Source organism: Nocardioides currus, assembly GCF_003057875.1.
Classification (GTDB): domain Bacteria; phylum Actinomycetota; class Actinomycetes; order Propionibacteriales; family Nocardioidaceae; genus Nocardioides; species Nocardioides currus.
Map to the genome: position 1 here is coordinate 696,162 of NZ_PYXZ01000001.1, position 18,694 is coordinate 714,855.

The 18,694-nt window shown below is 72.1% G+C and carries 19 protein-coding genes and 1 riboswitch; of the genes, 2 read left to right on the forward strand and 17 right to left on the reverse strand.

The features are described 5' to 3' along the window. Window positions 1-26 precede the first annotated feature (26 nt). From C7S10_RS03345 to kduI, 6 genes are all read right to left on the reverse strand, one after another. Window positions 27-1,022, reverse strand: a complete 996-nt coding sequence (locus C7S10_RS03345) for an ABC transporter permease (RefSeq protein ID WP_108342950.1) — start codon at window positions 1,020-1,022, stop codon at window positions 27-29. Between the two features lies 1 nt (window position 1,023). Next, window positions 1,024-2,586 (reverse strand): sugar ABC transporter ATP-binding protein, encoded by a 1,563-nt coding sequence (locus C7S10_RS03350; protein WP_108342951.1) that lies wholly within the window; start codon window positions 2,584-2,586, stop codon window positions 1,024-1,026. Further along, window positions 2,583-3,593 (reverse strand): ABC transporter permease, encoded by a 1,011-nt coding sequence (locus C7S10_RS03355; protein ID WP_243395219.1) that lies wholly within the window; start codon window positions 3,591-3,593, stop codon window positions 2,583-2,585. Before C7S10_RS03355 ends, C7S10_RS03350 begins: the two co-directional genes overlap by 4 nt. Before the next feature lie 2 nt (window positions 3,594-3,595). Continuing rightward, window positions 3,596-4,684 carry a sugar ABC transporter substrate-binding protein gene (locus C7S10_RS03360; RefSeq protein WP_108342952.1) on the reverse strand — a complete coding sequence of 363 codons (1,089 nt, stop codon included), beginning with the start codon at window positions 4,682-4,684 and terminating at the stop codon, window positions 3,596-3,598. A gap of 141 nt (window positions 4,685-4,825) precedes the next feature. Further along, entirely contained in the window at window positions 4,826-5,605 is a 780-nt protein-coding gene (gene kduD / locus C7S10_RS03365) for a 2-dehydro-3-deoxy-D-gluconate 5-dehydrogenase KduD (protein WP_108342953.1), read from the reverse strand. Further along, the gene (kduI, locus tag C7S10_RS03370; protein WP_243395172.1) at window positions 5,602-6,381 is read right to left on the reverse strand and encodes a 5-dehydro-4-deoxy-D-glucuronate isomerase; all 780 of its coding nucleotides are present in this window, start codon (window positions 6,379-6,381) and stop codon (window positions 5,602-5,604) included. The genes kduD and kduI overlap by 4 nt, the downstream gene beginning before the upstream one ends. Window positions 6,382-6,587: 206 nt before the next feature. Here kduI and C7S10_RS03375 point away from each other — a divergent pair, with 206 nt between their 5' ends. After that, window positions 6,588-7,382 (forward strand): IclR family transcriptional regulator, encoded by a 795-nt coding sequence (locus C7S10_RS03375; protein ID WP_243395173.1) that lies wholly within the window; start codon window positions 6,588-6,590, stop codon window positions 7,380-7,382. Window positions 7,383-7,406: 24 nt separating this feature from the next. On the opposite strand, the gene C7S10_RS03380 is transcribed toward C7S10_RS03375, so the two are convergent. From C7S10_RS03380 to C7S10_RS03410, 7 genes are all read right to left on the reverse strand, one after another. Beyond that, a complete protein-coding gene (locus C7S10_RS03380; protein WP_108342955.1) occupies window positions 7,407-8,852 on the reverse strand; it encodes a C40 family peptidase in 1,446 nt (481 codons plus the stop codon). A gap of 307 nt (window positions 8,853-9,159) precedes the next feature. Continuing rightward, a complete protein-coding gene (locus C7S10_RS03385) occupies window positions 9,160-10,206 on the reverse strand; it encodes a phosphatase PAP2 family protein (RefSeq protein WP_243395174.1) in 1,047 nt (348 codons plus the stop codon). Between the two features lie 32 nt (window positions 10,207-10,238). After that, on the reverse strand, window positions 10,239-11,231 hold the full coding sequence (locus C7S10_RS03390; protein WP_108342957.1) for an ABC transporter ATP-binding protein: 993 nt from the start codon (window positions 11,229-11,231) through the stop codon (window positions 10,239-10,241). A 1-nt stretch (window position 11,232) separates the two neighbouring features. Next, on the reverse strand, window positions 11,233-12,867 hold the full coding sequence (locus tag C7S10_RS03395) for an ABC transporter permease (RefSeq protein ID WP_108342958.1): 1,635 nt from the start codon (window positions 12,865-12,867) through the stop codon (window positions 11,233-11,235). 4 nt (window positions 12,868-12,871) lie between these two features. Next, window positions 12,872-13,930: a thiamine ABC transporter substrate-binding protein gene (locus tag C7S10_RS03400; RefSeq protein WP_108343303.1), complete on the reverse strand. Its 1,059-nt coding sequence runs from the start codon at window positions 13,928-13,930 to the stop codon at window positions 12,872-12,874. Beyond that, window positions 13,925-14,030: riboswitch (TPP riboswitch) on the reverse strand. Its footprint overlaps the gene before it by 6 nt. A gap of 6 nt (window positions 14,031-14,036) precedes the next feature. Beyond that, the gene (locus C7S10_RS03405) at window positions 14,037-15,092 is read right to left on the reverse strand and encodes an MBL fold metallo-hydrolase (RefSeq protein ID WP_108342959.1); all 1,056 of its coding nucleotides are present in this window, start codon (window positions 15,090-15,092) and stop codon (window positions 14,037-14,039) included. Further along, window positions 15,089-15,379 (reverse strand): DUF1330 domain-containing protein, encoded by a 291-nt coding sequence (locus tag C7S10_RS03410; protein WP_108343304.1) that lies wholly within the window; start codon window positions 15,377-15,379, stop codon window positions 15,089-15,091. Before C7S10_RS03410 ends, C7S10_RS03405 begins: the two co-directional genes overlap by 4 nt. A gap of 32 nt (window positions 15,380-15,411) precedes the next feature. Between C7S10_RS03410 and C7S10_RS03415 the strand changes: the two genes are divergently transcribed. After that, window positions 15,412-15,753, forward strand: coding sequence for a TraR/DksA family transcriptional regulator (locus C7S10_RS03415; RefSeq protein WP_108342960.1), 342 nt, complete (start codon window positions 15,412-15,414; stop codon window positions 15,751-15,753). Window positions 15,754-15,758: 5 nt separating this feature from the next. On the opposite strand, the gene C7S10_RS03420 is transcribed toward C7S10_RS03415, so the two are convergent. From C7S10_RS03420 to C7S10_RS03435, 4 genes are read right to left on the reverse strand one after another with little or no spacing between them, the layout of a single operon-like run. Beyond that, the gene (locus C7S10_RS03420; protein ID WP_108342961.1) at window positions 15,759-16,391 is read right to left on the reverse strand and encodes a hypothetical protein; all 633 of its coding nucleotides are present in this window, start codon (window positions 16,389-16,391) and stop codon (window positions 15,759-15,761) included. Then, a complete protein-coding gene (locus tag C7S10_RS03425; RefSeq protein WP_165807031.1) occupies window positions 16,379-17,152 on the reverse strand; it encodes a glycerophosphodiester phosphodiesterase in 774 nt (257 codons plus the stop codon). Before C7S10_RS03425 ends, C7S10_RS03420 begins: the two co-directional genes overlap by 13 nt. A 25-nt stretch (window positions 17,153-17,177) precedes the next feature. Next, window positions 17,178-17,828, reverse strand: a complete 651-nt coding sequence (locus tag C7S10_RS03430) for a YdeI/OmpD-associated family protein (RefSeq protein WP_108342963.1) — start codon at window positions 17,826-17,828, stop codon at window positions 17,178-17,180. Between the two features lie 20 nt (window positions 17,829-17,848). Then, window positions 17,849-18,553 (reverse strand): hypothetical protein, encoded by a 705-nt coding sequence (locus tag C7S10_RS03435; protein WP_133176416.1) that lies wholly within the window; start codon window positions 18,551-18,553, stop codon window positions 17,849-17,851. Between the last annotated feature and the right edge of the window lie 141 nt (window positions 18,554-18,694).

Consider the following 18,694-nt stretch of genomic DNA (forward strand, 5'->3'; position numbering starts at 1 on the left):
GAGGGGGTGCGTGGGATCGGTGCTCGCTACTTGATGATCAGCACCTTCGAGCGGTCGAGGGTCAGGGCGACGGCGGCGACGATGATCGCGCCGTACAGGATCTGCTCCCACGCCGACGGGACGCCGACGATCGGCAGGCCGACGCGCAGCAGGGTGATGACGAGCGCACCGACGAGCGAACGCCAGATGCTGCCGTGGCCGCCGGTGATGGCCGTGCCGCCGACGACGATCGCGGCGACCGCCGGGAGCAGCAGGTTGTCGGCCATCGTCGGGCTGCCGCTGAAGTTGCGGGAGACGAGCATGACGGCCGCCAGCCCGGCGCAGGCGCCGGAGACGGTGAAGGCCGCGACCTTGACCCGGTCGACCGGCGTGCCGGCCAGGCGGGCCGCCGACTCGGAGAAGCCGGTCGCAGTGATCCAGCTCTGGACCGGGGTGAGCCTCAGGACCAGCGCGATCGCGGCCACCACGAGCACGGCCACGAAGAAGGCCATCGGCACGACCCCGCCGACGTAGAGCGTGAGCCACTTGGTGGCGTCCCGGTCGACGACGCGGATCGGGCCGGCGTCGGAGATCACCAGGGCGACCGAGGAGAAGATGCTCAGCCCGCCCAGCGTGACGATGAACGACGGGATGCGGAGCAGCACGTGGGCCAGGCCCTGCACCGCGCCGATGGCGCCGGCCGCGACGACGACGGCCAGGGCGGTGAGTCCGCCGAGGTCGGGCAGCCACATCGCGAAGAACACCGTCGAGAGCGAGCACAGCGCGGCGATCGACAGGTCGATGCCGCCGCACAGGACGACCAGGGTCGCTCCTGCAGCCAGCACGACCAGCGGCGCCGAGGTGCGGACGGCGGCGGTGAGGCTGCGCTGGGTCAGGAAGTCGGGGTCGGCGATCGTCAGCGCGGCGAGCAGGGCGACGAGCGCGATCAGTGGCATGAAGGACGTCAGCCGCTGGCCCACGGTCGGACCGCCGCTGACGACCGCGGGGTCGGCGGCCGGGGTGGCGAGGACGGGGGTGGACATCTCAGACCATCTCCTTGACGAGGTCGAGGGGGGTCGGCTTGCCGCCTGCCGGGCAGGCGACCTCCTTGGTCGCGCGGCCGTCGCTCATCACCAGGATCCGGTCGGACATGCCGATCGCCTCCTCGAGGCTGTCGGCGAGCAGGACCGTGGCGACGCCGCTGTTGGCGAGCTCGCGCATCAGGCGGTAGACCTCCGACCTGGCCCCGATGTCGAGGCCGCGGGTGGGGTGGTCGAGCAGCAGCAGCCGGATGTCGCCGGCCACGAGCCAGCGCGCCAGCACGACCTTCTGCTGGTTGCCACCGGAGAGTCGCTGGATGGCGGTGCCACGGTGGGGCGTGCGGATGGAGAGCCTCTCGATCCAGCCGTCGACGAGCGTGGCCTGCTTCTTCGGCGCGATCAGCGGGCCGTTGCAGCGCGACTTCTGTTTGGTCAGCGTCATGTTGTCGGCGACCGACATCGGCCCGACCATGCCCTCGATCTTGCGCTCGGCCGGGACGTAGCCGATGCCGGCGGCGCACGCGGCCCGGGTGCCCGACAGCTCGAGCACGGTGCCGTCGAGGCTTACCTCGCCGGCGGTCGTGGGCTCGGCCCCGAACAGCGCGCGGCACACGTCCTCGCGACCCGAACCGTGGACGCCGACGATCCCGACGATCTCCCCGGCGTGCACGTCGAGGTCGACGTCGCGGAAGGTCTTGCCCGACAGCCCGCGGACCTCGAGCATCGGGCGCAGCGGCTCCCCGGAGCGCTGCGACGCGTTGCCGTGGTAGTGGTCGTCGGAGCCCGTCGAGCCGATCATCATCCGGTGCAGGTCACCCGGCACGGCGCCGGCCGCCGCGACCTCGCCGACGGACTCGCCGCCACGGAGCACGGTGACGCGGTCGCACACGTCGAGGACCTCGTCGAGCCGGTGGGAGACGAACACGACGGAGGCGAACTCGCGCAGGCGGCGTACCTGCGTGAAGAGGGTCTCGATCTCCTTCGACTCCAGCACCGAGGTGGGCTCGTCGAGGATGATCACCGGGGCGAACTGCGTGCGCTGCTCGATCCGCAGCACCTTCGCGATCTCGACCATCTGGCGCTCGGCGAAGGTGAGCGTGTCGGTGCGGGCCAGCGGGTCGATGTCGGACCCGATCTTGTCCAGCTGCTGCTGGGCGAGGTTGCGCATCGTCTTCCAGCGGTACATGCCGCGGCGCACGCCGGGCCCCTCGCTGCCGAGGACGATGTTCTCGGCGGCGGTGAGGTTGGGCACCAGCGACTGCTCCTGGAAGACCATGCCGATGCCGTGGTCGGCGGCGTCGACGACGCTCTTCAGCCGGACCTTCTTGCCGCGCACCCAGATCTCACCGGCGTCGGGCCGCACGAGCCCGACCAAGGCCTTGAGGAGGGTGGACTTGCCGGCCCCGTTCTCGCCGGCGAGGCCGAGGACCTCGTTCTGGCGGACCACGAGGTCGACCCCGTCGAGGGCCTTGACCCCGGGGTAGTGCTTGACGAGGCCGCGCACCTCGAGGGCGGGGACCTCGGCCGACAGCGGCGTCACCGTCGGCTCCAGCTCGGCGTCGATCACTTGGTCACCTGGTTCCTTCGACGTTGCGGGACGACCGCGGCGGCGACCGCCGCGACCACGATGAGGCCCTGGACACCGCCCTGCCAGTAGGGGCTGACGCCGACCTGGACGAGGCCGTTGGTGAGCGCGGTGATGAGCAGGACACCGACGGCCGAGTGCAGGATGCCGCCGCGGCCACCGGTCAGCAGGGTGCCGCCGACCACGGCGGCGGTGATGGCGGCGAAGTCGTAGCCCTTCCCGGCCTGGACGAGGCCGGCGCTCAGCTGGCTGGTCACCATGACGCCGGCGAGGCCGTAGAAGGCGCCCGCCAGGGTGAAGACTGCGACCTTGTACGGCGCCACCTTCACACCGGACAGGGCCAGCACCTCCTCGGCGCCGCCGATGGCGAACGCGTAGCGACCCAGGCGGGAGTAGCGCTGGACGAGGTAGCCGAGGAGCACGCAGCCGACGGCGATCCACGTGAGGTAGGCGAACCCGAGGAACCGCTCGACGGCCCAGCCCTTCAGCATGGCGTCGCTGATGTTGGGCTGCACGCCGGCGAACATCAGCGTCGCCACGCCCAGACCGACGGCGGAGACGCCCAGCGTGGTCATGAAGGACGGCACCTTGAGCAGGACCAGCGCGAGTCCGCTGAGGCAGCCGAGGGCCGCAGCGAGTAGGACGGCGACGAGGATCCCGATGAGCCCGAGGTCGTTGTCGTTGCGGTTGTTGGCGACCAGGAGGGCGACCGCGATCGCGGACGCCCCCATGATCCCGGGAGCGGAGAGGTCGATCGACCCCATCATCAGCACGAAGGTGATGCCGCAGGTCACGACGGCGAGGACCGCCGCCGTGTCCATGATGTTCTGCACGTTGCCGATCGTGCGGAAGTCGGAGCTCAGGGCCGAGAAGACCAAGAAGATCACGACCAGGGCGATCGGCGGACCCGCGTCTCGCAGCGACACCCCCCGCCGAGGCTGGGGGCGGCGCGCCGCGACGACCTCGACGTCCTCGACGGGGGATGTCATGGTCACGAAATCGCGCCCTGCGAGCGGCTGAACACGTTGTCGCACTCGAAGTCGGCCTCGTCGGTCTCCGGCGCGCTGAAGTCGGCGACGTTGTCGGAGTTGATGAGGAACTGCTCGGCGAACCAGGCACGGTCCTCGTCGCCGATGTCGTCGACCGACAGCTCGCCGGTGGCCACGCAGTAGCCGATGGCCAGGCCGATGCCGCCCTGCCACGGACCGTCGCTGGAGACGGTGGCGGTCATGGTGCCGTCCTGGATCGCGGTGAGCGCGTCCGGCACGGCGTCGATGCCGACGACCGCGACGTCGTCGCGACCCGCCTGCTCGAGGGCGGCGAGCGCACCGAGGGCCATGTCGTCGTTGGCGGCCCAGATGCCCTTGACGTCGTCACCGTGCTTGGTGAGCAGCGTCTTGGTCACGGCCAGGGCCTCGTCGCGGGAGAAGTTGGCCGTCTGGTCGTCGAGCAGCTCGACGTCCGGGTTGGCGGCCAGCGACTCCTCGAGGCCGGCGAAGCGGTCCTTGGCGGCACCGGTGTCGAGGATGCCCTGCAGGGCGATGATGCCGCCCGAGCCGCCGATCGCCTCGGCCAGCGCGTCGCCGATCTGCTTGCCCGACTCGACGCCGTTGTAGGTGATGTGGCTGACCCAGTGGTCGTAGTCGGTGACGTTGAGGTCGGCCGGCTTGTTCCACTGCGTGACGAGGTAGGCGCCGGCGTCCTGCGCACCCTCGACGATCGGCGGGGTGTCGGAGTCACCGTTGGGCAGGATGTTCATGACGAGGCAGTCGGTGTCGCCGGCGAGGAGCTGGCTGACCTGCTCCTGCTGCTTGGTCGAGTCGGCGTCGTAGGTGAGCCGCTCCTGGGTCAGGCCGACCTGCTCGGCGAACGCGTCGCCACCGTCGAGCCAGGAGGCCTCGTAGGGGTTGGACTCGTTGCGCACCTGGCCGACCAGCTTGACGTCGGCGGGGTCGCAGGCACCGGACGCGGAGGCGTCGCCGCCACCGCCTCCACCGGCCTCCTCGCTGCAGCCCGCAAGGGCCATGGCCGCCAGCGACAGACCGACAAGGGCTGCGGCGGGGCGTGAGGTGAGCTTCATGGTCGATCCTCATTCTCTTCGGTGCCGGGGACCGGCGGGTGGGACTGACGGGATGGGTGGTGCCGCCCGAGTGCGGGTGCTGCTGGTGGTGCTGGTGCTACCTGGTGCGGGGGGGGCTTGGGGTCGGAGGAGGAACAGGTCTCAGCGGGCCATCCAGCCGCCGTCGACCACGAGGACGTGGCCGTTGACGTAGTCGGCGGCGGGCGAGCTGAGGAAGACGGCCGCACCGGCGATGTCCGAGGCGGTGCCCCAGCGTCCGGCCGGGATGCGCTCGAGGATGGAGCGCGAGCGCTCCGGGTCCTCGCGCAGCGCCGTCGTGTTGTCGGTGGCGATGTAGCCGGGCGCGATCGCGTTGACCTGGACGCCCAGCGGGCCCCACTCGTTGGCCAGGGCCTTGGTGATGCCGGCGACGCCGTGCTTGCTGGCGGCGTACGACGCGACGCGGATCCCGCCCTGGAAGGAGAGCAGGCTGGCAATGCTGACGATCTTGCCGTGGCCGCGCTCGGTCATCGGGCGCCCGAGCTGCTGGCACAGGAAGAACAGTCCGGTGAGGTTGACGTCGAGGACCTTGTGCCAGGCGTCGCGGTCGACGGCAACCGAGTCCTCGCGGTCGATGATGCCGGCGTTGTTGACCAGCACGTCGACCTGACGGTCGGCGACCAGTCGCGCGCCGACGCGCTCGACGGCGTCGTGGTCGCTGACGTCGAGGTCGACGACCTCGACGTCGCGACCGAGGTCGGCGACCTGGTCCCGGGTGGTGTCCTGGCTGCCGGGGCGGCCCAGCAGGACCAGGTCGGCACCGGCCTGCGCGAGTCCGATCGCCACCGCCTGGCCGAGGCCGCGGCCGGCCCCGGTCACGACGGCGCAGCGGCCGTGCAGGTCGAACGGCGAGCGCAGCTCGGCCGCCGTCGGTGCGGTCACAGGTCCTCCAGCGCCACCGGCGAGAGATCGGTGTAGGCGTTGTTCTCCCCGCCCATGGCCCAGATGAAGGCGTAGGAGCCGGTGCCGGCGCCCGAGTGGATCGACCACGGCGGGGAGATGACGGCCTCCCGGTTGCGCATGACCAGGTGGCGGGTCGCACCGGGCTGGCCCATGAAGTGGAAGACGCGGTCGTCCTCGTCGAGGTCGACGTACAGGTAGACCTCGGTGCGCCGGTCGTGCAGGTGCGGCGGGAAGGTGTTCCACACCGAGCCGTCGGCGATCACGGTGACGCCGAACTGCAGCACCGACGTCTCGAGCTCCTGGCCCCAGGCGTAGCGGTAGAGGCTGCGCTCGTTGGCGCCCGACGGCGTGCCGAGCGCGACGGGCTCGACCTCGGGGTGGCTCAGGTGCGTCGTGGGGTACGTCGCGTGCGCCGGCGCGGAGACGAAGTAGAACGCCGCGTCGGCGCCCTCGAAGGCGACCTCGCAGCCGCGCCCGACGAAGAGGCCGTCGAGGTGGTGCAGCTCGAACTTCTCGCCGTCGACCAGCACGTGGCCGGCGCCGCCGACGTTGATGACGCCGAGCTCGCGACGCTCCAGGTGGGTGTCGGTGCCGATGACGTCCCAGGCCGGCAGCTCGAGCTGACCCTCGGCCGGGACGGCGCCACCGATGACCAGGCGGTCATCATGCGTGTAGACGCCGTGCACCTGGCCGGGGCGGAACAGCCCGGGCACCAGGAAGTTGTCGCGCAGCTCCGCGCTCGTCGCCGTCTCCACGCTGGAGGGTGAGGCGGAATATCTGACGTCGATCAACGGATCTCCTCGGTATCTGAATCATGTTCCGCTATGTGAACTGCCAGAACCGTACCTGTGACACCTATCACGGTCAAGGGGTCGAAGACAGTCCATATATGTGGACAGTGGCGTACAGTCCACTTCGCGCGCGAAGATGGTCGTGCCACAGCGATCAGGAGGTCTCTCGGATGAGCACGGACAACATGGTGAACGGAACCGCGGCCCTCACCGGCCAGGTCAAGTCCGCCGCACGCGCCCTCGACCTCCTCGACGACATCGCGCAGCACGGGCCCGGCACCCAGCTCCAGCTGGCCCAGCGCCTCGAGATCCCCAAGAGCAGCCTGCACGCGCTGCTGCGCACGATGTGCGCCCGCGGCTGGCTCGACACCGACCAGACCGGCAGCGTCTACCGCCTCGGGATCCACACGCTCACCGTCAGCTCCGCCTACCTCGACGGCGACCCGGTGCTCGCGCAGGCGGCGGCCGTCATGGACGAGATCGCCGCGGCGACCGAGGAGACCGTGCACCTCGGGCGCCTCGAGGGTCCCGACGTCATCTACACCGCCAAGCGCGAGTCGAAGCACCCGCTGCGGATGCACTCGGCCGTCGGCCGTCGGCTGCCGGCGTACGCCACCTCGCTCGGCCGGGCGATGCTCGCCGAGCAGCCGCTCGAGGTGCGCAGCGAGCTGGTCCCCCACCACATCGAGCCGCTCACCACGCAGGCCACCACCGACCGCGATGCCGTGCTCGCCATCATCGACCGGGCGCAGCAGGTCGGCTACGCGATGGAGAGCGAGGAGTCGTGCCTGGGCGTGCGCTGCTTCGGCGTGGCCCTCCCCTTCTCCCGCTCGACCACCGACGCGCTGAGCGTCGCGGTGCCGATCAGCCGCCTCGACCAGGCCCGGGAGGACTTCATCATCGAGACGCTCCTCAGCGTCAAGGCCCGACTGGCCTCGCTGCACGGCAACAGCATGGTGCGCTGAGACCGGTCACGCCTCGTCGCGCGCTCAGGGGCGGGCGAAGAAGTTGGGTGCCGTCCAGGAGTACATCGACTCCTTGACGACCGGACGGCCCGTGCGGGGCGCGTGGATCATCTGGCCGTCACCGACGTAGAGCGCGACGTGGTAGATCGATGACGACTTCGAGCTCGATCCCCAGAAGAGCAGGTCGCCGGGCACCAGCGACGCGGCGCTGATCGGCGTGGACCCGGTGTACTGCGCCACCGAGTAGTGCGGCAGCTTCTTGCCGCCGGCAGCCCAGGCGCCGGCGGTCAGGCCGGAGCAGTCCCAGCTGTCGGGCCCCGCGGCACCCCACCGGTAGGGGTCGCCGATCTGCGCGGTGGCGAAGGCGATCGCGGCCGCCGGGTCGCCGGTCGGTGCCGGCGGCACGGTCGGGACGGGGGTCGGGACCGGCGTCGGGGTCGGCGTGGGTGTCGGGGTCGGCGTGGGGGTCGGCGTGGGCGTGGGGGTCGGCGTGGGTGTCAGGGTCGGCGTGGGCGTCGGGGTCGGCGTCGGCGTCGACGTGGGGGTCGGCGTCGACGTGGGGGTCGGCTTCGGCGTCGCCTTCTGCTTCTCCTTCTCCGCAGCCTCCTGCGCGGCCTTCTCGGCGGCAGCCTTCTCGGCGGCCTCCTGGGCGGCCTTCTCCTGCGCCGCCTTCTCGGCAGCGGCCTTCGCCGCTGCCTCGGCCTCGGCCTTCGCTGCCTCCTCGGCAGCCTTCTGCGCCGCCTTCGCCGCGGCCTCCGCGGCCTTCTTCTCGAGCGCGGACTGGCGCTTCTCGGCCAGCGCGTAGCTGATGCCCTGGAGCTCGGCGAGCTCCTCGATCAGGTCGGTCTTGTCGCGGGCGATCGACTCGGCCTCCGCGCCCGCCTGCTCCTCGGCGGCCGCGGCGGCGTCGCGAGCGGTCGAGGCGTCCGCCTCCAGCGACTCCGCCTTCGCCAGCGCGTCCTGCGCGGCCTGCTCGGCGACCACGGCGATGGTCGAGGTCGCCTCGTAGGAGTCGTACTTGCTGTCGAGGACCTGCTCGGTGGCCCGCATCGTCGCGGTCGTGTCGAGGACGTTCTCGATGCCGTCGGCCTCGACGAGGGCGGCGAAGCCCTGGAGCTCGGGGTTGTACTGGTAGCTGTCGACCAGCGCGTCGGCGTACGCCGCCTTGCTCTGCGCGACGTCGGCGCGCGCGACGGCGGCCGCATCCTCGGCGCCGGCGGCGGCGGCGCGCGCCTCGTCGGCCGCCCACCGGGCCCCGTTGTAGGCCTCCGCGGCCTGCGAGGCCGAGACCGCTGAGGAGCGCAGGCGCTCGTTGGCCACGGCCAGGTCGGCGCGCACGGCCGCGACGTCACGCGCCGCGTCGCTGGCGTCCTCCCGGGCGGCCGCGACGTCCGACTCGGACGGCACGTCCTCGTCGGCAGCGGTGGCGGCGCCACCGACGAACAGGGTCAGGCTCAGCGTCGCCGCCATGATCCAGCGGATCGGCGTTCGACGGAATCTGGGCGCAGGCAGGGCTCGCACGGTGTTTCCCCTTGGCGGTAGACGGCCATGGGTGACTTCCCTTTCACCCATGACACTCGCGGCACGTTAGTGCTCACCCGCCCCAAAGGGAACAACTTTCACAAAATTCACGGGACCCCTCGGCGTGTCGACTTGCGAACTACACCAATGTAGTTCTCGCGGATCGGCGGGTAACGCCACGAAGCACGCACTCCCGCCCTCATCAGTGGGGGCGGGAGTGCGTGTTTGGTGGCGTTACCTGCGGGGCTGCTGAACGTCAGTCGGCGTCGACGGGGACCTGCGAGGTCGTCGAGGTCGGGTGCGACGCCAGTCCCCCACGGTCGAACTTCTGCCCGCTCGCCAACCCACCGAGCCAGAAGGAGACGAGGGCGATGGCGACGCCGGCGACGTCGTCGGCGACGTAGTGCCAGCCGAAGTAGAGGGTGGCCACGACGGTGATCGCGAAGTTGACCCAGAAGACGATGTGGAGCACCCGGCTGCGCAGGGTGTACTGCACCATCAGCGCGACGAGCAGGGTGATCGCGACGTGCAGGCTCGCGAACCCGGCCACCGACTGCACCGCTCCCTCGATGCCGTCCCTGAGCACGCCCTTGCGGGCGTAGAACAAGGAGTCCATCAGCGCTCCCGACCCGGTGTCGGGGAGGTCCTTGTAGAGCCAGGGGTAGCGGAAGCCGGGGCCGAGCGTCGGCAGCGCGTAGTAGGACGCGGTGCCGAGGGTCCAGGCGAGGCACTGCGAGGTGGCGAACCAGTAGCCGAAGGTGATGTTGCGCGACCACACCAGCCAGGCGGCCAGGGCCAGCGGGACCAGGGGCAGGAACCACAGGTAGACCGACGACAGCACGTGCGCGGTCCAGCCGGCGCCGAAGATCGTGTGCAGCACGTTGGCGGGCTCGTGGCCGAAGAACAGCACCCGGTCGATCAGGTGGAGCTCGCGGTCGTACTTCGTGTCGCCCGTGATGAAGGGCAGGAAGGACTTGAGGTTCCGGTAGCTGACGTAGGTGATGTAGAAGCACACCAGGCCCATCACGACCAGCGTCATCCGCTCGCGCGTCCAGTGGGTCTTGACGCGGTCCTTGACGATGTCGGGCATCAGCTTGGGGTTCAGTCGCGAGACCCACAGCGTGCGCGGCAGCATGTCGAGCAGGAAGGCGCCCAGGACCAGCAGCGGCAGTCGCAGCCACGACGGACCGAGGAAGCCCTCGGGGTCGACCAGACGCCGGTCGAGGGTGAACGCGGCGACGACCGCGAGCAGACCGGTGACGAACGCGACTCCAACGAGCAGGGCATAGGCCGGGCGATACACGCGGGTCAGTCTAGGCAGCGCCGTCCAGCCGGTCAGATTCCCCGGATGGGGGCCGTCCGGGTCGGGTCCACCCGCAGGCGCACGTCCTCGCCCGGACCCCAGTGGGTGTCGCGGTCGGCGACGGCGTCGACGAGACCGACGTCACGGACGTCGACGACCAGCCGCAGCAGCTCCGGCGTGGCCCGGGCGGACCGGACGGTCCCCAGCAGCGGACCGTGCTCGTCGGCGACCAGGGCCGAGCGGCGTACGGCGAGGGCCTCGACGCGCCCCGCCCGCGCATCGCCCGCAGCCGCGCGAACGGTGTCGGCCGCGACGCCGGTCAGCACCCGCGCGTAGCCCAGGAACAGCGCGGTCTCGGCGTCGACCGGGGCGGCCCACACGTCGGCGATCGGACCGGCCTGCACCACGCGCCCGGCGCGCATGACCGCCAGCCGGTCGGCGACCTGGAAGGCCTCCTCGTGGTCGTGGGTGACCATCAGCGCCGTGGTGCCGGCGGCGTGCAGGATCTCGCGCAGGTCGACCGCGAGCCGTTCGCGCAGGCCGGCGTCGAGCGCGGAGAGCGGTTCGTCGAGCAGCAGCAGGCGCGGCTCGACGGCGAGCGCGCGGGCGAGCGCGACCCGCTGGCGCTCGCCCCCGCTCAAGGTGGCGGGGAGGCGGTCGGCGTACCCCTCGAGGCCGACCAGCGCCAGCAGCTCGGCGACCCGGGCGTTGCTGGGCCGGCGCCGCAGGCGCAGGGCGTAGCCGACGTTGCGCGCGACCGTCATGTGCCCGAACAGCTGGCCGTCCTGGAACATCAGCGCGAAGCCGCGCTTGTGGGTCGGCAGCCGGCCGACGTCGTCGCCGTCGAAGGTGATGCGGCCCGACCGGACCGGCTCGAGCCCGGCGATCGCGCGCAGCAGCGTGGACTTGCCGCAGCCCGACGGGCCGAGGACCGCGAGCACGGAGCCGTCGGGCACCTCGAGGCTCACGCCGTCGACGGCGACGACACCGTCGTAGGCGACCGAGACGCCCGTCAGCGACAACACGTCAGAACGCTCCCACGCTCGGCACGCGGAGCCGCTCCACCGCGAGCATCACCACGGCCGTGGCCGTCGCCAGCACGACGGAGGCCGCGAGCGCCATGCCGTAGTTGAGCTCGCCGGGGTGGCCGATCAGCCGGAAGATCACGACCGGCACGGTCGGGTGCTCGTCACGGGCGAGGAAGGAGGTCGCACCGAACTCCCCCAGCGACGCCGCGAACGCGAAGCCGCTGGCCGCGAGCAGCGGCTTCCACGCGGCGGGCAGGTCGACGGTGAGCATGGCCCGGAACGGCGAGGCACCGAGCGAGGCGGCCGCCTGCCGCTGGCGGTCGTCGACGCCGGCGAGGACCGGGACGAGGGTGCGTACGACGAGGGGCAGCGCCACGAGGGCCTGCGCGATCGGCACCAGCAGGGGCGAGCTGCGCAGGTCGACCGGCGGCTGGTCGAGGGTGATGAGGAACCCGAACCCGAGCGTGACCGCGCTGACCCCGAGCGGCAGCATGAAGAAGCCGTCGAGCAGGCCGCGCGCACGACGCTCCGTGCGGGTCTGCGAGCGGCGGGTCACGAGGACGGCGACGGACAGGCCCATCAGCAGAGCCATCCACGTCGCGTCGACGGCCGTGCGCAGCGACGTCACCAGGGCGTCCGTGACCGGGGCCAGCAGCGCCTGGTTGCTGCCGACGCCGGTCAGGGCGCGGTAGTTGGCGAGCGACCAGGCGTCGTCGGCGCGGAACGACCCGACCACGAGCGTGGCGATCGGGGCCGCGACCGCGACCAGCACGAGCACGGTCACCGCGATCGCCGGCAGGTCGCCGGAGCGGACGCGCCGCGGGCGGGCGGTCGTGCGTCCTGCCGTCGCGTCCGGCGTGGACCGGAGGCGGGCGGCGAGCCCGAGGAGCACCACCACGACCACGATCTGGAGCACGGACAGCGCGGCCGCGGCCTGGAGGTCGAAGAGCGTCGTGGTGAGGAGGTAGATCTCGGTCTCGATCGTCGCGTAGTGCACCCCGCCGAGGGTGAGCACGATCCCGAACGCCGTCGCGCAGAAGAGGAAGACCACGCTCGCCGCGCCGACGATCGCCGGTCGCAGCGCGGGCAGCGTCACCGTCCACCAGACCTGCGCGGGCGCAGCGCCGAGGGCGGCCGCCGCCTCGGCCGGCCGGGTGTCGAGCGACTCCCACGCGGCGCCGACCGCGCGCACGACGACCGCAACGTTGAAGAAGACCAGCCCGGCGACGATCGCGACCGGGGTGCCGTCGAGGCCGAGGAAGCCGAGTGGTCCGCCCTCGCCGAGCAGCAGGCGGAACGCCACGCCGACGACCACGGTGGGCAGCACGAACGGCACCAGCAGCGCCGCCCGCACGATGCGTCGTCCCGGCAGCGCGAGCCGGTGCAGCACGAACGCGGCCGGCAGGCCGAGCACGACGGCCACCGCGGTGGCCACGGCCGCCGACCACACCGTGAACCACGCGACCCGGGCCACCCGCGGACGCGTCAGGACCTCGAGCACGCCTCCGGGGTCGAACGCACCGTCGGCGAAGAAGCCGCGCGAGACCATGCCGCTCACCGGCAGCACGAAGAAGACCCCGACCACCAGGACCGGGCCGGCGGCGAGGAGCGCGAGGGTCAGCCAGCGGCGCATCGGCTCACCGGGTCACGAGGTCGGTCCACTCCGAGAGCCACTGCTCGCGGTTGGCCGCGATGTCGGCCGGCGACACCGACAGCGGCTCCGTCGGCTGCACGGCGAACTCGGCCCAGTCGGCCGGCACCTCGACGGCGGCGCTGACCGGGAAGACGTACATCGCGGTCGGGAGGGCGGCCTGGACCTCGTCGGAGAGCAGCCAGTCGATCACCTTCTCCGCGCCGGCCGGGTTGGCCGCACCGGAGAGGACCCCGGCGTACTCGACCTGCCGGAAGCAGGTGTCGAGGAGCGCGGCCGTGCTCGACGCACCGTCCTTCACGGTGAAGGCTGGCGAGGAGTCGTAGGACACGACGATCGGGCGCGTCCCCTTGCCGCCGCCCTGGGTGAAGTCGCCGTAGTAGGCGTCCTCCCAGCCGTCGACGACCTTGGTGCCGTTGGCGAGCAGGTCCTGCCAGTAGGAGGGCCACTCGTCGCCGTACTCCGCGATCGTGGCCAGCAGGAAGGCCATGCCGGGGCTGCTGGTGGACGCGCCGGGCGTGACGAAGAGGTCGCGGTAGGTCGGGTCGGCGAGGTCGTCGAGGGTCTGCGGAGGCGTGATGCCCTCGTCGTCGAACCAGGTCGTGTCGACGTTGACGCACACGTTGCCGACGTCGATCGGGGTGAGCTCGCCCGCTCCCTCGTCGAGGGCGTACTGCTCGGCGCCCGTGGGGAGCGTCGGTGCGTACGCCGCGAACACCCCCTCGTCGAGCGGCCGGGAGGCGAAGGTGTTGTCGACGCCGAAGGCGAGGTCGCCGGTCGGGTCGTCCTTGGTCAGCGACAGCTTGGCCGTGAGGGTGCCGGCGTCGCCCGCGGCGCGGGTGACGAGGTCGATGCCGGACTCCTGCTCGAACGAGCGGACGAGCTTCTTGGGCAGGTTGAACGAGTCGTGGGTGACGAGCACGACCTGGCCGCCGACCTCCCGCCCGGAGTCGGACGCCGTGGGCTCGGGGTCGTCGCCCCCGATCGTGCTGCAGCCGGTGAGGGCCAGGAGGAGGGCGGTGGACAACGCGGAAATGCGCAACATGGTGCTGTGACTCCCTATCGCCGGTGCTAACCGGATCAGGTTCGGAGGGTCTGCGGACGGACCGCACTCTCAGCACTGGCGTGCTCCCCTGTCTTCACCGACCAGACTACGCCGCCGTGTAGTGCTCCACGCCGTCGGTCTCGCCCCTGACCAGCACGCCGCGGGCGACCAGCAGCTCGAGGTGGGCCCGGGTCTCGAGGATGGCCAGGGCGGTGTTGAAGACGTCGAGGTCGGCGAGCCGGTGCTCGTGCCGTGTCCACGGCAGCGATCCCGCCACGTCGTACGCCGCGTGCGACCCGTCGCCGATCGCCGCGACGCACAGGTCGAGCCGCACCTCGTGGTGCGCGAGGAGGGCGTCGACCCGGGCGTGCGAGGACGGGGCGACCGGCCCGTGCGCCGGCAGCAGGGTGAGGTCGGGCAGGCCGCGGACCTTGGTCAGCGAGGCCATGAAGTCGCCGAGCGGCAGCTCGGCGAGGGCCGGCTCGAAGCCGATCGACGGCGTGATCGTCGGCAGCACGTGGTCGCCGGCGAACAGCAGCCCACCCGGCCGGTCGGCGAAGACGTAGTGGCCCTGGGTGTGGCCGGGGGTGTGCACCGCGTCGATCGTGCGCGCGCCGACCGCGAGCTCGAGGTCGCCGTCGAGCCAGGTGTCGGGGTCGTCCCACAGCGACAGGTCGGGCGTGTTGGTGCGGGTGAAGTCGGCCCACGCACGCGCGATGTCCGGCGCGCCCACGGCGCGCAGCAGCGCGACGTGGGGATCGTCCTCGAGCCGGTCGCGGCGCCGGATGAGGTCGAGGGTCGCCTTGTCGCCGAGGCCGAGGGAGACGTGCGAGCCGACCTCGCGGCGCACGGTCACCGCCTGCGTGTAGTGGTCGCGGTGCACGTGCGTGACGAGGAACCGGTCGATGTCGCGGACCTCGCGACCGATCTCGCGCAGCGACGACTCGAGCAGGGCGCGGGACACCTCGATCGCCCACCCGCCGTCGATCAGCGTCAGCCCGTCGTCGGTCTCGATCGCGTAGACGTTGACGGCGCGCAGCCCGTCCATGGGCAGCGGCAGCGGGATCCGGTGCACGCCGGGCGCCGCCGGCCACGCGCCGGGCTCCGTCCAGTGGGTGCCGGAGTCGGGCGAGATCGCGTGCGCCGTACCGACCTCCGTCATGCGACGCCGGGGACGACCCGCATGTCGCGGACGGCTCCACCGTCGAGGGCGGCCAGCGCCTCCTGGTAGGCCGCGCTGTCGTGCGCGGCGCGGGCGGCGTCGACGGAGTCGAAGACGATCACGACCGTCCGCGTCACCTCGCCGGCCTCGTAGGTCTGCTCGGGCAGCCCGCGGGCGACGAACGTGCCCCCGGCCGCGCGAAGGGCCGGGCCGGCGAGCTCGGCGTACGCCGCGACCTTCGCCTCATCGGTGATCTCGCGGTAGGTGCTGATCCAGTAGGCGCTCATGTCGCCCATTGTGTCGGTGACAGGCTGGGCGGATGGAGGACCCCCGGACGTTGCTCGAGGCCGAGCGCTCGCGGGTGCTGGCGCGCCTGGCCGCGCTGACCGGCGACTACGACGCCGTGGTCGCCGCGTCGCTCGACACCAACGCCGACGACGAGCACGATCCCGAGGGCGCCACCATCGCCTTCGAGCGGTCTCAGATCGGGTCGCTGGTCCGCCAGGCCCGCGACCACCTGGCCGAGATCGAGGCCGCGCTCGCGCGGCTCGAGGACGGGTCGTACGGCGCGTGCGAGACCTGCGGGCTCCCCATCCCGCCCGGCCGCCTCGAGGCCCGACCGACCGCGCGCCGCTGCGTCACGTGCGCCTCCCGCCCGTGAGCGGCTCAGACCGTCCCGGCCCCGTCGACGGCGCGGGCAAAGGCGGCGTCGGTCTTCTCGGTCAGTGGCACGACCGACGACCAGGTGACGCGCACGCCGTCGGCCTGCGCCATCCGGGTGATGAGGTCCTGGCCGTCGCAGTAGCACCTCCAGGAGAGCCGGTCGCCGAGGGTCGGCCCGAGCGCGGGGACGCCCTGGTCGAGCAGGAGGTCGAGGATGGAGTCGTCACCCTCGGGGCTGTCGCCCTCGACGAGGAACGGCTCCTCGCGGGCGTGGACGTCGTCGAGCGAGCCGTCGGCGGTCGCGACGCTGACCACGACGTCGATCGAGTAGGGGATGTCGCTGTCGTGCATCCGGACGCGGTCGCGCCAGGTGCACCCGCGGTCTCGGTGGCGGCCCGCCCTGAACCCGGACGGAAGGTCCAGCGCCAGCCGCACCGGCCCGTCCGCCGCCTCGACGGCGCACGTCACGCGGGTGGTGCCGCTCGGCACCTTTCCTTCGGCGGGCTGGAGGGTCGTCGGCCCGGAGGGTACGGCGGGAGGCTCGCCGTCGACGGGGGAGTCGGACGAGCACCCGGCCAGCGTGAGGACGAGGAGCCCGGTCGCGGCGAGGCGCAGGCGCACGCTCAGCGCGCCCACTCGCTGTAGGCGCGCACGGACGGGACCACGACGCCGTCCACCCCGAGGCGGGCCAGCCGCCGCCACTGCGCCGGCGAGTCGGCGTATCCCCCGACGACCACGATGCCCTTGCGCCGCAGCCGCTTGACCCGCGACGTCGTGAGCGCGGACGCCGGCACGTTGTAGCCCTCGACCTGGCCGATCGAGGCGCGCACCTTGCGCCAGCCGCTGACGATCAGCTGGGTGTCGAGGTTGGGCGCGAGGCGGTGCACGCGCTGGAGCACGGTGAGGCGCAGCGACGAGATGGCGACCTGGTCGAAGACCGCCGAGCCCTTGAGCAGGTTGACGACCTCGCGCACCTGCGGGATCGACCAGTTGCTGCCCTTGAGCTCGATCATCAGCGAGGCGCCGGTCTGCTCGGCCCAGCCCAGGAGCTCGGCCGCCGTGAGAACCGGCTGGTGCGAGGTGTCCTCGCGACACTTCCTCATCAGGTCGCGCAGCGTCCACGCACCGATCGGGCCGGCGCAGTTGGTGGTGCGCCCGACGCCGCTGTCGTGGAGGACGACGAGCTTGTCGTCCTTGGTGCGCCGCAGGTCGGTCTCGATCGCCGTCGCCCCGTCGGAGAGCGCGCGCCCGAAGGCCGGCAGCGTGTTCTCCCCGAGCGTGCGGCTCGGGGCGCCGCGGTGGGCGGTGACGGTGAAGTCGGGGTCGGCCACCGCCGGCGCGGCCACCAGGGAGGCGGTCAGGACGAGGGCGAGGGCCAGCAGGCGACGTACGAGCACGGACACATGATGCCCCTGCTGCGGCTCATGATGCCTGCCGCGCCGCCTCCGCCGCCTTCGCGACCCACTTCGGCTCGTCGCCGTACCTCTGCGGCTTGATCAGCACTCCCGCCGCACAGTCGGCGATCAGCTGCACCAGCCGGCTCTCGCGGGTCTCCTCGCGCTTCGCGCTGACGACCCAGTTCTCGGCGATCCGGCGGTAGGTCTTGGTCGCGAGCTCCCAGAACGCGGCCGCTGCGGGGTCGGCGAGCAGGCGCGCCCGCTGCTCGTCGGACAGCGGGCGATCGGCCTCGTAGGCGTAGATGCCGCTGCGCTCGGGCCTCCTCTTCTCGTACGCCGCCAGGCCGGCCGGTCGCATCCGGCCCTCGGCGACCAGCCGCTCGACGTGGGCGATGTTGACCGCGCTCCAGATGCTGGTCGGCTTGCGTGGCGTCCAGCGCTGGCGGACGGCGTCCGCGTCGATGCGCTGGGCGACGCTGTCGATCCAGCCGAAGCGCAGCGCCTCGGGGACGGCCTCGTCCCACGTCAGGCCCCGGTCGGCGACGTGCTTCTTGTTCAGGCCCATCCAGAGCTCGGTCGCGGTCTCGTGGTTGGCCTCGAGCCACTCACGGAACTCCTGCGCCGAGGCGAAGAAGGTCGCCGGCCTCTCTGGTGTGCCACCCGGGGTCCCGACCATGTCGGCAACCTAGCGCGGCTTCAGGCGCGGCTGTAGGCCGTGACGCTGGGCGCGTGCCGCAGCTCGACGGCGGCGAGGATGTTGCGGACCGCATCGACGGTGCGGGTGACGTCGGTCGGCTCGAAGCGGTCGGCGTGGCTGAAGAGCGCGTGCTCGCCGAGCGCGGCGACGAGCACCGAGCCGCGCACGAAGTCGAAGCGCACGCCGGACTCGCGCCGTGGCTCGTCCAGCGAGGCGAGGACGGCGAGCGCGCGGAGCCCGACGTCGGGCAGGCCGGCGGGCGCGGCGTGGCCGGCGGACTCGTCGTGCACCGCACCGATCACCCGGGCGTCGTCGGTCATGACCGCGGCCCAGTCGCTGGCGAGGTCGACGGTGACCCGGCGCAGGGACCGGTTGATGGCCTCGGAGACCGTCAGGCCGGGGACGGGGACGGGCGAGGGACGTCGCACGAGCGCGTGGCTCTGCACGTCGACCTCCGCCGCGATGCTCAGGTCGGGCGCGATGCCGTCGACCCGGGCCATCACGGAGACGGTGCTGATCGTGCTGACCCGCTCCAGCGGGCCGACGTCGAGCAGCGCCCCCATCTGGGCACCCATCCGGCAGACGTAGCGCAGGGCCGCGGCGAAGATGCCGGCCGAGCCGTCGTCACCCTCGAGCGTGCCGTCGGCCTGCACGTTGAAGCGCACGCGTCCGAGGACACGTTCCAGCTCTGGAACTTCGGTCACCATGCACTCCGGGGGGAAAGCCTCGACGTCGAGAGGGCGAATGTAGCCGCTCTGTCACCATCTTGTGGCGGTTTCGCGCGGAATCGCCGCGACCGGGGTGGACGAGCCGTCGACGCCGGGCAGTCCCAGGACTTCCGCGTC